The organism is Fervidicoccaceae archaeon, assembly GCA_038734945.1.
Classification (GTDB): domain Archaea; phylum Thermoproteota; class Thermoprotei_A; order Sulfolobales; family Fervidicoccaceae; genus ARK-14.
Genome location: JAVYOA010000002.1, coordinates 1 through 16,197 on the forward strand (window position 1 = coordinate 1; position 16,197 = coordinate 16,197).

The window sequence follows — 16,197 nt, forward strand, 5'->3', positions numbered from 1 at the left end:
CTGTGAAATTGGACAATCAGCTATAGCATTTTTTCTGAATCCCATATTTGCCCCACCTAGAAGTGCCGAGAGAATTGTTCTTCCATTGCATTCTTTATTTCCCCCCAGCCCTGAGACTGAAATCCATTCACAGTAGTTTTTATACTCAGGGAGAGGCTTTCTATGGATTGAACTTCTTGCAATGGAGTTGTCATAGAAGAACTCATCTTTCAATTCAATACCTGCTTCGGATACGATAGCTCTATATACAATACCTGAGGCTCCACCAGCCTCTGGGTACAGATGGAAAAAATCCCTATATTTTTCTATCCAATCTTTTGAAGCTACTGCATCGTCGTCGAGAAAGAGAATTAATTCTTCGTTCTTGCATGCTCCTATTCCAATCTCATAGGCAAGAGCAAAATTACCCTCCTTTTGAAAGATTATTTCATAGTTTAGACCAGCAGCATGCTTCTCAATAACTTTTTCGCTCTCATCCCCAGATGGCTTTACAACGAAAACAACTTTATCAGGAGGAATGGTTTGCTGTTTTAGCGATCCTATAGAATATGGGAGGGCCCATGCCCTTCTATATGTAGCAATCACAACACAGATTTTCATGGAAATCATCCTTTACATCTTATTTGTTTTTAACAAGCCCGTTTTAATTTAAAAATGATAAGCCTCTCAAGTATATTTTTATAAAATTCAACACGGAATCCCTTCAGGATGGATAGCAATAGATGATAAATTATTATCACCAAGCACATGCATTCAGTGAGGTTATGCGTAAAATTTTCTTTTTCACCTAGCTGAAATCCTCTGTTAAAGCAAAAATTCAGAAATAAGATATAATCACAGCTATAATATAATACCTCGCTATTATAGAGCTCAGGTTTAAGAAAATTAATTTCTAGCTTTGGTTTTTTCAAATATAGCTTTGTAGAGCTCTCTTATTTTTAAATATTAAATATGCTAAGCTTTTTCACTGCTTTTTTATCTAAGGCTTCATTACAGCTTAGAGAACTGTCTCGAAGTTTTCCATCATTATGCTGTTCCATACATTACTTTAGGAATAAATTTTCTCTGATGCTGGTTTCAGCTCTACTCCTATTTAATCAATTTTCATTTTTATTCTCGGTTTTAAGATGCACAAAATGAAGGAAAAGAGCACAGCTCGAATTAAAAGAAAAAAATTTAGCCATATGAGCTTAGCAGCGAATTTTTTACTGCTTAATGCACGAAACAGTTCATCGATGGATGTACTTTGCAGTACACTGCAAAAATTTTATTATAAAAATCATCTATTGCATATTCATTTCGAGAAGTAGGCTGTAACTGTAAAGCATAAATTTTTACGTGCTACTCCTTATTTCTTCGAGCCAAAAAGAGTGATAATGCATATAGCTCCTATGTTGAAAGAGTAGGGCTAAGAAAAAAGGAGTATTTCTGAACAAGCAATATGTTTCAAAGATATAAACAAATCATAGTATTTTCCTCTTTTCTCTTTATTTTCATGGGAAGTAGCTGCATCTTAGTATTGAGCTGCTTTTAATGCAGAGGAAGCTCTTTCCTTACTGTCATGAAAAATATGCTTTTTTCATCCCTTCAAAGTATACATAAAAGAAACAGCTTTCCTAAATTCATAGAAAAGATGGTGCTCTCATTCAGTATTTGGATTCTCTGCATAGAGCATGATGCTTAGCTATTATGCTCTTATTTGTTTGAAAAAATCTCTCTGGGAGCGTCCTCTCTCTTATAATGTCTCCAGGATCTCTATTCTAGAGTGGAGGTGCTTGGCATAGACGAGTTCAATCGGCTCGGACGCGAAAAATCTCCCGACAAGCGGGAGGGAGTTTTGAAGAGGTTAAATCAACCGCCGGTGTTTTTAATCTCCAGTTAAATACACCAGTTCTCAAGCTTGAATAAATGGGCAATTGCCTCGGATGTTTTGATGACCCCCCTACCCCCCTTTACCCGGATTTTCTATAGCATGTGGTAGACAAGGAGAACAATGGGTAGGCTCACTACTGTGAGGAGAAATGATGAGGATGCAACGAAGTCTGGCCTCCAGTTGTATCTCATTGCCATAACAGTGTTCAGACTGGCTGGAGGCATGAATGATAGAATGATTACCTCGTTTCTGTAGAGGTGGGGAAGAGAGAAGAAAGACAGAAGGAGCAAGTTGACTGCTGGATTTAGAATGAACTTGAAGACAGTGGTAGCAATCACTTCACTTTTGTACTTCTTTATTGGCTCGGGATCCATGCGGAGTGCCAAGCCTGTTGCAAATATGGAAAGATAGGAGAGAAAGGATGGAACCCAGAAGAAATATGTTGATATGTATGAGGACAGTTCTGGAGAAGTATAGTGAATGAACAGACCGATGGCCATTCCAATTATTACGGGATTCTTGAGAAATGCTAACAAATAGAAATTCCCCCTTCCCATGAGGTCAGGAACTAGTATGACGAGAACAAAGGCCACGAATCCAAAGTAAATGGACATTGTAGCATCTCCATATAGGGAAAAGAGCACGGGAAAGCCAACAAACAGGTTGTTCTGAATTGTGCTGTTTAGTATTACTCCCCTCTCTATGCTCTTTTCATCAGCTATTTTCAGCACCTTTACTATTACCCATACTATTATGATGAGAAGCGTAGATGATGCTAGAGGAAGAACTAAGTCCTTCGACAGACCTCTCGATGAGAAAGTATCTATGAAGGTGAGAGGCACGAGAAGCCAGTAGATGAAGCTTATGAGTCCTTTGGAGAATTTTTCGAACCAGCTCCTGCTAGAGAAGTAGGCCCTGAATATGGAGCCGAGAATCATTAGAGAGAAGAGGAGCGAGATCGCTAGAGCAGCCTCCATCATCTCACCTAGCACTGCATTTCTCTGCTATCTGCTAGGGCAAAGGAGCTAATAAAGAGGAGTTCAGGAAGCAAAATGGTTCCTCAGCTCTAAAAATGCTAGAGCTTGACGCCATGAGGAAGCTTTATTACAAAAACGCTCTCGGCATCTCCTTTAGATGTGCATCTTACTTCTTCTATGGCATCATCATTGAGTTTAATTCCCAGCAACTGCTCAAGGAATCCCTTGTAAACTCCTCTCTGATGCTCACCGCAGTCCTTTATTCCATTTTCTCTGAGTATTTCTTCCTCAATCAGCCTGTCAAACGATACTCTTATGTATATCCCCTCACTATCCTCAAAGACCTCTGTTGATTTGAGGTGGAGGAATCCCTTCAATTCTCCCTGAGAATGCAGAATTTCTAGACAAGCTCTTATTCCATAGGGTAAGCAGTCCCTCTTCATTTCCTCCCCCAGTGTTCTTCCAAAGAGCTCACCAATCTTGTTTACAAGCATCTTGCCAAATGCATCTCCATACTCCTTTCTTGGTAGAACGAAGAGCCCCAGAAGATTCTCATAGCTGAAAAGAACTACGTTTTTCCTCCTAGCATCATATAGTGAGTAGATGTTGTGGTCTACTATGTATCCATTCCTCAGTGGGAAGACATAGTAGTATTTATCTATGAGGTTGCTTTTGCTCATGCTCTGGAGAGCTTGATTTAGATGGATCTCGAAAGTACCTCTGTCAGTGCTGAACTCAATTATGGCTGTCCAGAGATATTCGCTGCTGTCCATTTCCTTCTGAATGTTCAGATAGAGGATAAGAGCTCCAAGGGGATTCAGCTTGTTGGCGAGATACTCTATTACCTGCTCCTTTGGCTTGTTGGACCAGAAAACCAGCTTGACTGACTTCTCTGGATTTTCCATTTTGGCGTAGAGTGGAATGAAGCGAAGCAATTTCATTTCTCTCTCGTTTGCCATTGTTAACATCCATATTGATATTTGTTTTAGAAATCATATAAAAAAATTCCTTTTTGTAAAATTTCAAGTAAATATTATATAGAGTATTACTTATTTAGGATTTTCCGCTTCCTCCAGCTCTTAGGGAGTCAAGCAGCTCCTTTGCCCTCTTGTAGGTAATGTTTCCTTCCTTCTCCAAAATTTCCGCGATTTTCTCTGCCTCCTCATATGTTGCTCCTGCCATAACAGCGAGGCTCTTTGCATGAAGCCTCATGTGCCCCCTCTGTATGCCCTCGGTCACAAGGGCCTTGAGAGCAGCGAGGTTCTGTGCCAGCCCAACTGCCCCCATTATTTCTGCCAGCTCTCTGGAAGAATTGACTCCAAGGATCTTTAAGGAGAGCCTTGCCATCGGATGCACCCTCACAGTTCCTCCAACAGTTCCAACTGCTAGCGGCATTTCCAGAACTCCGACGAGATCCCCCTCTGGGGTTGCCTCCCATCTGGAGAGGGGGAGGTACTTTCCAGTTCTCGATGCATATGCGTGTGCTCCCGCCTCTATTGCCCTGTGGTCTTGACCTGTTGCGAGAGCAACTGCTATGACCCCATTCATTATTCCCTTATTGTGGGTAGCAGCTCTATAGGGATCTGCAAATGCTATTGATGATGCCCACTCGATTCTCTCAACCACCTCTCTTCCACCAATTTCCTCTGCTCTGATATAGCCTCTAACTCTTACAAGTCTTTTGTCAGCTAGGTTGCTCAGGATTCTAAGAACAGCCCTCCCTCCCGTCAGATCTTCCAGCAATGGGGATACTTTTTCAGCCATTGTATTGACAGCATTGGCACCCATGGCATCCCTCACATCAACGAGGAGATGAACCGTTAGCACCTTCCCCTTCTCGGTTTCAAGAACTCTGACCTCAATGTCCTTCGCTCCTCCTCCAAGAGAAGTAAGAACCTGATCTGCTGAGTTTGCCAGGTCCAAGATTTCCTTCTTCCTCTCGAGAAGGATAACCGCTTTGTGCTCTGGATTGCTCACGTTTATGAGGTGTATTTGGCCTATCATTATTGGCTCGGTTGAAATTGACCTTATGCCCTCTCCTTCCCTCATTAGTCTAGCAGCATTGGATGCTGCTGCTACGACGCTTGGCTCCTCTATTACCATTGGAATCAAATGCTCCCTGCCGTTTATTCTGAAGTTCGGCGCAATTGCATATGCATAGGACATTGCACTGATAGCGTTCTCTATCATTGTCTCTGCTACTTTGCTGTCCATGGAGCCCCATTTTCTCAGCAGCTCGACCTCCTCATCGGAGAGATTGGAGAATTCTCTGACTATTCTGAGCCTTTCTTCCTGGGTGAGCTTGTGAAATCCCTGTATCCTGGATGATTTACCAGTCAGTGCACTCATTCAGCACCATCTCATGACAACTTTTGGAGACTAAATCAGTTGTATTTGCTTTTTCAATGTCATCCATATAAATTGATTTTCCGTTGAAGGTGAATTGATTCTATGAAGGAAAAAGGCTATTTCTTTTTTCGAGAGAGGAAATCCTCAATTACATCCTTGAGAGTGGGCCTTCCAATTTCCTGAAGCTCGTAAGTAACTCTGACATGGGGCTTGTTTATCTTTAGTATTCTTCCAAGGTTCACTGGAGTTGCTATGATAACGAGGTCAGCATCTGAGGCATTTACGGTTTCTTCGAGCTCTTTTATCTGCTGCTCTCCATAGCCCATTGCTGGAAGTATGCCTTTGAGGTGAGGATACTGCTCAAAAGTTCTCTTTATGCTTCCCACGGCAAATGGCTTTGGATCAACTATCTCTCCCGCTCCAAATTTTCTCGCAGCAACATAGCCTGCACCGAAGTTCATTCCTCCATGCGTCAGGCTTGGGCCGTCCTCTATTATTAGGACTCTCTTCCCCCTAATCATTTCATAGTTCTCAGCGAAGATCGGAGATGCTGCTTCAATGACGATTGCTCTTGAATTGTATTTCCTAATGTTCTCTCTGACGAGCTCAATCCTCTCGAGGCCAGCACTATCAATTTTGTTTATTACTATGACATCTGCACTTCGGAAGCACGTTTCTCCAGGATGGTATGTGAGCTCGTGGCCTGCTCTGAGGGGGTCTGCTACTGCTATCCAGAGATCGGGTTTTATGAAGGGAAAGTCGTTGTTCCCTCCATCCCATATTATGATGTCGCTCTCGCTCTCAGCCATCCGCAATATTTTCTCGTAGTCCACCCCAGCATAGACAACGTTTCCCCTCAAGATGTGGGGCTCGTACTCCTCTCTTTCCTCTATTGTTACCTTTGCCTCGTCAAGATCCTTTAGGCTGGAGAACCTCTGCACAGCTTGATTCCTCAGATCCCCATACGGCATGGGATGCCTTATTACTGCTACTTTATATCCAAATTCCTTAAGAATTTGGGCTACTTTCCTCGAGGTCTGGCTCTTTCCGCTTCCAGTTCTAACTGCTGTTACAGCTATGACAGGCTTCGATGACTTGAGCATTACGCTCTTCGGTCCAAGAAGCCAGAAGTCGGCGCCGTGCTTGTGGGCGATTGAAGCTAAGTGCATGACATGCTCATGAGATACATCGGAATATGAAAAGACAACTATGTCCACGCTGAAGGCATCCAGGATTTCCTCGAGCCTCTCTTCTGGATAAATTGGAATCCCATTTGGATATAGTGGTCCGGCTAGCTCAGGAGGATATGTCCTGTTCTCTATTCCAGGAATCTGCGTGGATGTGAATGCCACGACTCTGTACTGAGGATTGTTTCTGAAGAAAACGTTGAAGTTATGGAAATCTCTCCCGGCTGCTCCTAGTATGACGACGTTTCTTCTCTCGGTCAAGGGAAACACCCAAAGGAGCTTTTAAGGTTAAAGACTGACATTTAATGTTAAACTATAATTTTAAATATTAATTTTTCGTTATCAATATATGCATTTTCATGATTTAAAAGTAATTTAATGTGATCAAAATGGGGGAGAAGAGCCAGAGCATAATAGAAAGGAGCAAGAAGGTTCTTGATTCTCTAACACAGGATGTTGATGTGCTTCCTCTTGTCCCTGATAGAGGAGAGGGAGTGCATCTTTGGGATGTAGATGGGAGGAAATATCTTGACTTCTCAAGCGGCTATGCAGTTGTCAGTCTTGGACATGCTAATCAGAAAGTTGTGGATGCTATAATAAAGCAGGCTAGAAAGCTCGTTCACTATCCTGTGGCAGACTTCTATCATGAGCTAGCTGCTGAGGTTGCTGAGAAGCTCTCTTCAACTTGCCCAGGAGGAGGGGAGAAGAAGGTAGTTTACACGAACAGCGGAGCAGAGGCAAATGAGGCAGCAATAAAGCTTGCTAGGTCTTCAACGAGGAGGGGGAGGATCCTTGCTTTCTATGGGGCATTTCATGGAAGGACTATGGGAGCTCTTTCCCTGACTGCCAGCAAGGCTGTGCAGCAAATGGGCTTCTTCCCAACAATGCCTGGGGTCGTTCACGCACCTTTTCCGAATCCCTTCAGGAATATTTGGAAGATTAACGGCTACGAGGACCCTGGAGAGCTGGTGAGCAGAGCAATAAGCTACATTGAGGATGTTATATTTAGGGCATATCCTCCGGATGAGTTTGCTGCTGTATTCATAGAGCCAATACAGGGAGAAGGAGGATATGTTGTCCCTCCACACACGTTCTTCCAGGAGCTATTCAAGCTGGCAAGAAAGCATGGAATACTTATCATGGATGACGAGGTTCAGATGGGGATGGGAAGGACTGGAAAGATGTGGGCAATAGAGAACTTCAATGTCATACCAGATGCCATTCAATTCGGCAAGGCAATAGCTAATGGAATCCCTCTGGGAGGAGTCATACATAGAGGGGATTTCACGTTCAGGCAGATGGGACAGCACTCCTCAACATTTGGAGGGAATCTCCTTGCTCTCAGCGCAGCTAGTGTTGTCATAGATGAGACATTGAAGCTGCTGCCGAATGTGGAGAGGGTGGGAAAGCATCTAGGTAGAAGGCTAACAGAGCTCATGGATGAGTTTGAGATAATAGGGGATGCGAGGGGGATAGGGCTTGCAAGAGCTATAGAGATAGTTAAGGGGGATGGTTCAAATTCCCCTGACCCGAGAAAGAGAGATGATATAATAAGGGAGGCTCTGAGAAGAGGACTTATACTAATAGGATGCGGGGAGTCCTCAATAAGGATTGTCCCTCCAATCAATGTGGATATTGAAACGATAGATAGAGGTATTGATATTCTGAGGGATTCACTCAGAGCCTGAAGCTTTTTTAAAAGCTTCACGTACTTGCCTCATATATATAAGGAGACTACTCCTAATTTTTTTGATTCCTCATAAGGGGAGAGTATTGCTGAGAAGAGGAAGTCAGCTGAAGAGATTGCTCGTAATAGGTCCTGCTACAGTAGTTGCAGTAGCCTACATAGACCCTGGAAATTTTGGAGCGAACATTCAGGCAGGATCGAAATACGGGCTCTCTCTCCTCTGGGTCGTGTGGCTGTCAGGAGCAATGGCTGTAATGTTTCAGTACATTTCTGGGAAGATAGGAATAGTTTCTGGGGCGGGACTCACAGATATTGCAATGGGTCAAATGAAGAGGAGAAGAATGAAGCTTCTCTACTTCATTGGCCTTTTTATAGCAATTCTAGCAACGGATATGGCCGAGTTCATAGGGATGGCTGTCGGTCTCCACCTCCTTTTCAAGATCCCGCTAACAGCCTCTGCTTTTCTCTCAGTCGTGGATGTTCTGATACTGTTCTTCCTAACAGAGGATTTGGGAAAAATGGAGGTTCTGATAGCAGGCCTGGTTGGAGTAGTTGGGCTAAGCTATCTTGTGGAGCTGGCAATAGTTCATGCAAGCCCAATGGAGATAGCTATGCATTCTTTTGTCCCTTCATTGAAGGGGGGAGCTATGGCGCTCACGGCAGTGAGCATAATTGGAGCGACAGTAATGCCTCATGCAGTGATTCTGCATTCATATTTGTCTGCTGAAAGGCTAGTGAGGGAGGGATGGGAAAGGGATAGAGAGCTCAAGCATCATTTGAAGGAGACTGTGATAAATTTGGGAGGAGCGAGCCTGGTGAACGCAGCTATACAGATAATGAGCTATTATGCCTACTATAAGAATGGACTGAACGATATTGTTAGCCTGGACAATGCCTACTATACGCTGATTCCGTTCTTCGGTTCAGTTGCCTCCACCATATTTGCAGTTGCCCTCTTTGCCTCAGGCTTGAGCTCATCTATGGTGAGCGTACTGGCTGGAGTGAAGATTGTGGAGAGCTATTTTGGAGCTCCAACAAAGCAGTGGAAGGTCAGGCTAACGCTCAGGCTGATAAACATGGTTCCCTTTCTAATAGCAGTGTACGCTGGCTTCAGCACCATGGAGCTCCTGGTATATACCCAGGCTATTCTCTCCTTTACTCTTCCACTGGTCCTCTTTCCTCTCACATTCATTGGAAGAAGTGAGGGGATAATGGGAGAGAGAAAGATAGGCAGAGCTCTTTTCTATCTATCTCTCATCTCCTCCATTTTCATATTGCTCATTAATTTTGCTATTCCCTTCTATGGGTGATTTTCCTCTGGCAGGGTTGATGAATGAAGATATGCAAGGTAAAGAGCTATGGCTCTCAGCTTCATATATGCCTCTATTTTCTGCTCCTCATCGCTGAGCAGCTTCGAATATTCTCCCTTTTTTATCTTCTGAACTATTTCGAGGACGCTTTCGAGGGATGCTTCAGAAAGGGTATTGCCATAGATGCTCTTTGCGAGGGCCATGTAGGGCTCAAGGCTTGGCGGGGAGATTGCTCTCTCAATCTGCTTCATGACATCTATTCCAGACCTCTCTGCTGTCTGGGGAAGTCTTCTGAGACCCATGGAGAGAAGCGCTTTTCCAATGCTCTCGGATGGGATGAGAAGCTTGAACTCTCCATAGCTGATCATGTCCTCAAGCTCGTTTTCATATCTCTTCAGAGCTTCGTCAGGCTTCAATCCGGGGGCTATTGGTGTTATGCTTGCATGCGCCTCGGCGCTCTCTCCATCGAAGTAAGACATTGCTACTAGATAGAGAAAAGGCCTTTCTCCACCCTCTACGGGCTCAATTAGGGCATCGAGAGAGACGATCTTCAGATCCCTGGAAGGCCTCGGTATCCTCGCAAGGCTTCCTGATATGAGCACCTCCATTGTCCTGCCCTGGTTCAAGTACTCGAGTATCTTTTCGGCATACTGCTTCACGGAGTCCCAGTCGAAGCCAAGCTCAATGAAATCTGCATAGGCTAGCTCATCTATCTCGTTGAGGAGGATCATGTCGAGGTCATCTGGTACGTAATTTCTCACCTTCTCCTTGAATGAGAGCCAGTCAAAGTTCTCTATGAAACCAGCACTAGCACTCTCATGGAGATCGAACATCTTCTTTCCTCCAACAGTGACTATTCCATATTCTAGAAGATTCAACGGTATGCTCTCTGCTCTTCTAAGCACTATAATAATGAGGGCTAGACCCAGCCGGATCAGTCTCTCATCAAGCCGTTCATCAACTTCGTAGATGTAGCCATATGTGAAATCTGAGTATCTGCCATGAACCTCTACGGGAACCTCTATGGGCCTCTTGCTTCGAGAGATAATCGTTTTTCCCTTTACAGTGAAGACTTTTGGTTTGGATGATGAGGCTATCCATAGGACCTTATCTGGAATCTTTACCAGCTGGCCAAAGCCATTTCTTGGAGGATAGACGGTTAAGACAACTCTAGAGGTTAAAAATCCGTGGGAAAGATCCTTCATGAAGGAGGGCTCTTCCCCCCATCTGTACTTAGTCTCCATGTATTCTTCCATGGCCCTAGCAAAGGACTCATCCTCCCAGAAGTTCACGTCCTTGATCCTCTTCTCAATGACTGCTGTTACCCCCCTTCCCTTCTCTATTATTCTGTGCGAATATACAATGGAATCATTTGAGTAGTCGAAGCATCCTCTTTGAAAGAGCTCAACGAGGTCGCAGAAGCCTATTGGCTCAAGCAGTCTCAATCCCTTCTCTTCCTCAATTGCTCTCTTTATTCCATATGGAAGGGAGAACTCATAGAAGTTCATTCTTTTCCATATGTACTCTAGTCTCTTTCTGTTCAGACCTCTCTCTCCTATGATTCCAGCCCTTCTCAGAGCCTCCTCTTCAAGCTCAGTTAGCTCATTTTTCCTGTACCAGGTTGTCATGAGCTTAACGATTCCGGTGAAGAGCTTCTGGTAGAGGTTCCTTGGATTAACCATAGTTTTCTCCAGAGGAAGCGATAGCCATTTATCGAGAGCGTCAAAGCCTCTCGACAGGAGCTCCCTGTCCCAGCTTCCAAACGGAATAATTACTGTCTCGGTGAATGGTATTCCAGCCCTCCTTCCCTTTCTCCCCTCTCTCTGCTTGAACTCCCTAACGCTGTCTGGAAGACCGACGTGAACTATTCTAATTACCTTTCCAATGTCAATTCCCTGGGATAGGGTCCTAGGAGAAATAATTATTTTCATCTCGCCCTTTCTGGCCTTCTCCTCTATTTCTTTTCTTCTCTCCTTAGATATGAGGTGGTGATGGGTTGAGACGCGCAGATCGCTATCCCCCAGCCTCATCCTGAGAGTCCTTCCTATCTCCTCAGCCCTGTTTATGCTCCTGGTGAAAACGATTGTCAAGCCATCATCATCCAGGTATCTCTGGAGTATCTCAACGATGTCCAGACCAATTGATGGCACGGGAACTCCGAGGGCCTCAATGTAGCTCAGCACCTTGTAGGATCTCTCCTCGAAGGCCTCAAAGCTCTCAAGGGCCTCAGCTATTTCTTTTTCTTCCCTTATCCCGCTCTCCCTCATCTTCTTAAAGATCTCGCCCCTCTTCTTTCTTAGCTCCTCCCAAATAGCTCTTAGGTTCTTCCCCATCACTACATGCACTCTGTTCTCAACGTGGAATGCCTCTCCTCTTACAATTTTGTAGCCTCTGCCTGTAATGCTCTTCAAATACTCCCCGAGCTCATCAGGATTCGATAGGGTGGCTGTCAGAATGGCAATTTGTGGTTTCTCCTCGGCAGAATCTGAAATCAGCTGCAGCATTCCGAGAAGGAGGCTAATGCTCCTCGGATCATAGAAGTCGAATTCGTCGAGCACAATGAGGTTGACTGAGCTGAAGAAAGGCTCGAGAAGGCTCTTGTCCCTCTCTATCATGTACTTCTTGAGCTCGCTCATGAGATAGGAAGGATTTGTCAGAAGTATGCTGCTTCTAGCTATTTTCCTTCTTATTCCTCCTGTTCCCTCAGCCTTTCTGATCTCCTCTTTCGTTGGGGAATCCAGCCTCAGTACCTCGACTGAAAATGTTTTGGCATAGGATGATATTCTCTTTATTTGGTCCTCCGCTAGAGCAAGCGTAGGGTACATTACTATTGCCTTGAAGTTTCTTCTCTGAGCAGACATCCTGAGCGCTGGAAGGGCCCATGCCTCAGTTTTTCCTGAGCCAGTTCCAGAGATCATGATGAGATTCATACCGGAAGACAGAGCATCAATGGCTTCCAGCTGGTGCTCATAGGGGTTTGCTGATGCCAGCCTTCTGGAAATTTCATCGCTTCCGTTTGAGAGCTCTGGAAAGAGATCTGAGAAAGAGGAAGCTATCCTTCTGGGCTCAACTGGAGGATCTATTCTCGTTATTAACGTGTAGCCGTCTGCCTCCAGAGATGCTCTGGAATCCAGAACCTTCATAATTTCCATGAAAGTGGCCTCCTCTTTATTAACTATAAAACAGGGATTTAAATGCAGGAGGTTTGTCATGAGCTGGAGGCTGAGGCTGGAGAGGGGAAAAACCTTTGCCAACTTCTCATCTTCAAGAGATAGAACAAAGATAAGCATCATCGGAGCTCCTCTTGATATATCGAACTCGCATGCTCCTGGGACAATGTATGCTCCTGACGAGATAAGAAAAATAGCTGAGAGCCTAGAATGGTATTCCTTCATTTCTGAGAGAGATCTAACTGAGTTTGGTCTGCATGATGAGGGGAACCTCGTTCTCTATCCAGGAGAAATTGGAAAAAGCATTGATCTCATATCCGAGGCCCTCTCTGATTTGAGAGGAGAGGGAAGGATACCTTTTTTGCTTGGTGGAGAGCACACTGTGAGCATAGCTTCTTCGAGAATTGTTTCTGGGGATTGTCTGGTAATAGTTTTCGATGCCCATCTTGACTTAAGGGATGAATATCTGGGTTCCTATGTGAATCACGCAACTGCTATGAGGAGGCTGTGGGAGCGATCAGGATCTCCAAAGTTCGCATTTATTGGAACCAGGGCTGTCTCTCCAGAGGAGCTGGAGTTTGCAAGGAAGGAGGGGATGGAAATATTCACAAGCAGGACTATATGGAAGTATGGATCATCGGAGGCCGTGAAGAGGATAAATAGGATGATCGAGGAAGCGAAATGCGTTTACATATCATTTGACATGGATGTAGTAGATCCAGGCTTTGCTCCAGGTGTTGGTACCCCGGAGCCCCTAGGGCTAGAGCCAAATGCTGTTGCAGGAATGCTTGTATCATTGGTTGGGGAAAAGCTAATTGGGTTCGATATGGTCGAGGTCAATCCCATGAGAGACTGCGGAGAGGCAACAAGCGCTCTGGCTGCAAAGCTAATAATAGAAGCTATAATTAAGTATGAGATCAGCAGGAAAGCTAAATAGCCTTGATCCTCTTTACATATGGCTTTCTCACTTTATATACAATTTTGCTTCCGCAGTAAACACACTTTATGCTATGAAGCAGCTCGAAGTCCTGAGGCTTCAATTCCTTCCCGCATCTGGCACACACGTAAATAACTTCTCCTCTTGCCGGCACTTCCTCCAAAATAGACCACCATAGATAAAGCAAGCATGAGGAATAATAAATCTGATTGTTTGAAGAAATTTTTTTATTTTGAATGATAGAGCATAGAACAGTGATGCATCTTGGGACTTACTATTGAGGACCTGGATAAATTGGTTCTTGTTTCCGATCCAAAGCTCTCTCCTGACTCGAAATTTATAGCATTTGTTGTGACCAAGCCCTCAGTGAAAGATGATAGATACAGCTCATCAATATGGCTGTACAGTCTAGAGGATGACTCGAGCTTTCCATTAACGGATGGTCCAAGCGATTTCTCTCCCTCATGGAGCCCAGATGGTAGGTTCTTGAGCTTTGTGAGGAGGGTGGAACAGCAGGACTCAACATTCTTCGAGCTTAGAATTGCTGACATGAAGCACAATGCTCAGCAGAGAGCGCTTCTGAGAACAGAGAAGGGGATATGGGGGGTGAGATGGAGCAGAGATGGAAGGGAAATAATGTTTCTCAGCAGTAAGGGAGAGATTGAGAAGGATGTGAAGCACATAGAGGACATACCCATATGGTTCAATGGAAAGGGCTTCACGTATAACATAAAGTCAAGGGTATTCATAGCAGACGTATCTTCCGGAAACTACAGAGAAGTTGAAATCAGCGAGAAGGAAGATATATCTCAGGCTGAATGGCATCCCAGCGGGAGGAAGATCGTTTATTTATCATCTTCCGATAGTTCAAGGCCGTACATATCAGATCTTCACATCTTCGATCTGGAAAGCAAGATGGATGAGAAGATAACCAAAAGCGATATGTCTATAGAGGATTTTGATTTGAATATGGCAGGAACGAAAGCAGTGATAAGGGGGCTGGATCTATCGAGGGGGCTAGCTGGACACAACAGGCTATGGCTCGTTGATCTAAGAAATGGAGAGATGGAGGAGATTTCTCTTCCTGATAAAGATGTGTCCAATTCAATGAACTCGGATGTGAGGGGGCCGAGCAGTGGAAAGAAGCTGCAGTGGATCGGCGAATATATTTACTTTCCACTCATGAATGGATACAGAGCATCTCTTTACAGGTGGAACGAAAGCGATGGATTCTCTCCTCTTGTGGAAGGAGAGTTCACTGTAGAAGATTATTCCGTGGGAAAAAATGTTGTTGCCCTGACAGTGATGAGCTCGACTGAGCTCCCTGAGCTCTTTCTCCTGAGGAATGAAGAGCTGAGGAAGCTTACATCCTTCAATGATTCCCTATTGAGGCAGGCAAAGCTGACCAGGCCTGAGAAGTTCGCTGTGAAGGCAAGTGATGGAGAACAGATAGATGCATTTATTTTGAAGCCATCTTCATTCGAACCTGGCAGGAAGTATCCGGCCATTTTGTATATTCATGGAGGTCCAGCAACAGCATATGGAGAGTCATTCATTCACGAGTTTCACGTCCTCTCTAATGAGGGTTTTGTGGTCATCTATTCTAACCCAAGGGGGAGCTCGGGATATTCAGAGAGCTTCAGAGATATAAGGGGAAGCTATGGAACTAGAGACTTCCAGGATATAATGGAGGTTCTGGATGAAGCATTGAGAAGGTATGATTTCATCGATTCCCAGAGGCTAGGAGTAGCTGGTGGAAGCTATGGAGGATTCATGACCAACTGGATAATTACTCATACCGATAGATTCAGGGCAGCTGTTACCCAGAGATCAATAAGCAATTGGATAAGCTTCTACGGCACTTCGGATATAGGGTTCTACTTTGCCGAAGATCAAATACTTGGAAGGCTGGGTAAGAGGCTGTGGGAAGAGGGATCCTTTCAGAAGCTGTGGGATGCCTCTCCTCTCAAATATGCTGGTAATATCTCGACTCCAACGCTAATACTGCACTCAGATGAGGACTATAGATGCTGGCTTGATCAAGCAATACAGCTGTTCACAGCTATTAAGCTGAGAGGTGTTCCTACGCGGCTCGTGATTTTTCCAAGAGAGAACCACGATCTCTCAAGGAGCGGAAAGCCAAAACATAGAGTGGAGAGGCTGAAGGAAATAGTGCAGTGGTTCAATAAGTATCTCAAGATGCCCTGAGATGCTATTTTTTCCCTTCATCTATTAGCTTTCTAAGGAGATCGTCGTGTCTCAGCTCATCCTCTCCAATTAGCATCAGCACTTTTGCTATTTCTCCGCGACTCTCCTCGGAAAGGATTCTAGAAATGGAGGAAACCATGGCCTCCTCGTAGATTTTTCTCTCGACTGATGAAGTGCACTCAAGAAGCTCCTCGAGTTCCTTTTCATCTATTCTTTCTATATTCGATATTCTCTCTCTGAGCTCGCTGTTGAGCTTAATGACATCTCTGTACATTTCTCCGAGAAGCTCTGAGCACAGCTCTGGGTTCTCAGATTGCTCTTCTCCAGCTAGTCTGGAATAAATTAGATAGTGCTTCAGCGTGTCGAGTGATATGAATAGAATTGTTCCTCTCTCTTTGCTATCCTCCATTTTTGAATAGAGGTCGTCATATAGCTTGTAAGTCTCCTTTTCCATATATGCGAGACAGCTGAGAACTTCCTTGATTTTCTCCATACATAC

The 16,197-nt window shown here is 44.4% G+C and carries 12 protein-coding genes; 4 read left to right on the forward strand and 8 right to left on the reverse strand.

Annotated elements, in window-relative coordinates; genetic code table 11:
• The 5 genes from QXR92_01225 to QXR92_01245 all read right to left on the reverse strand — a co-directional run.
• Positions 1–600: glycosyltransferase family A protein (locus tag QXR92_01225; GenBank protein ID MEM0318633.1), on the reverse strand; the 600-nt coding region annotated here is incomplete at its 3' end.
• 1,365 nt (positions 601–1,965) lie between these two features.
• Complete coding sequence (locus tag QXR92_01230; protein MEM0318634.1) at positions 1,966–2,850, reverse strand: AEC family transporter; 885 nt, start codon at positions 2,848–2,850, stop codon at positions 1,966–1,968.
• Positions 2,851–2,948: 98 nt separating this feature from the next.
• A complete protein-coding gene (locus tag QXR92_01235) occupies positions 2,949–3,809 on the reverse strand; it encodes a hypothetical protein (GenBank protein MEM0318635.1) in 861 nt (286 codons plus the stop codon).
• Between the two features lie 94 nt (positions 3,810–3,903).
• On the reverse strand, positions 3,904–5,199 hold the full coding sequence (locus QXR92_01240) for a hydroxymethylglutaryl-CoA reductase, degradative (protein MEM0318636.1): 1,296 nt from the start codon (positions 5,197–5,199) through the stop codon (positions 3,904–3,906).
• 116 nt (positions 5,200–5,315) lie between these two features.
• On the reverse strand, positions 5,316–6,647 hold the full coding sequence (locus QXR92_01245) for a cyclic 2,3-diphosphoglycerate synthase (GenBank protein ID MEM0318637.1): 1,332 nt from the start codon (positions 6,645–6,647) through the stop codon (positions 5,316–5,318).
• Positions 6,648–6,775: 128 nt separating this feature from the next.
• On the opposite strand from QXR92_01245, the gene QXR92_01250 reads away from it, so the two are divergent.
• Both QXR92_01250 and QXR92_01255 read left to right on the forward strand, forming a co-directional pair.
• Positions 6,776–8,074: an acetyl ornithine aminotransferase family protein gene (locus QXR92_01250; GenBank protein MEM0318638.1), complete on the forward strand. Its 1,299-nt coding sequence runs from the start codon at positions 6,776–6,778 to the stop codon at positions 8,072–8,074.
• Between the two features lie 85 nt (positions 8,075–8,159).
• Positions 8,160–9,383: an Nramp family divalent metal transporter gene (locus tag QXR92_01255; GenBank protein ID MEM0318639.1), complete on the forward strand. Its 1,224-nt coding sequence runs from the start codon at positions 8,160–8,162 to the stop codon at positions 9,381–9,383.
• Here QXR92_01255 and QXR92_01260 read toward each other — a convergent pair.
• Positions 9,374–12,535 carry a DEAD/DEAH box helicase gene (locus QXR92_01260; GenBank protein MEM0318640.1) on the reverse strand — a complete coding sequence of 1,054 codons (3,162 nt, stop codon included), beginning with the start codon at positions 12,533–12,535 and terminating at the stop codon, positions 9,374–9,376. The genes QXR92_01255 and QXR92_01260 overlap by 10 nt on opposite strands.
• Before the next feature lie 58 nt (positions 12,536–12,593).
• Here QXR92_01260 and speB point away from each other — a divergent pair, with 58 nt between their 5' ends.
• Positions 12,594–13,490 (forward strand): agmatinase, encoded by an 897-nt coding sequence (gene speB, locus QXR92_01265; GenBank protein MEM0318641.1) that lies wholly within the window; start codon positions 12,594–12,596, stop codon positions 13,488–13,490.
• Here the strand turns inward: speB and QXR92_01270 are convergent.
• A complete protein-coding gene (locus QXR92_01270; GenBank protein ID MEM0318642.1) occupies positions 13,483–13,653 on the reverse strand; it encodes a hypothetical protein in 171 nt (56 codons plus the stop codon). The genes speB and QXR92_01270 overlap by 8 nt on opposite strands.
• A 101-nt stretch (positions 13,654–13,754) precedes the next feature.
• Here QXR92_01270 and QXR92_01275 point away from each other — a divergent pair, with 101 nt between their 5' ends.
• A complete protein-coding gene (locus QXR92_01275; GenBank protein ID MEM0318643.1) occupies positions 13,755–15,698 on the forward strand; it encodes a S9 family peptidase in 1,944 nt (647 codons plus the stop codon).
• Positions 15,699–15,702: 4 nt separating this feature from the next.
• Here QXR92_01275 and QXR92_01280 read toward each other — a convergent pair whose 3' ends face one another.
• Entirely contained in the window at positions 15,703–16,191 is a 489-nt protein-coding gene (locus tag QXR92_01280) for a hypothetical protein (protein ID MEM0318644.1), read from the reverse strand.
• Positions 16,192–16,197: the final 6 nt, after the last annotated feature.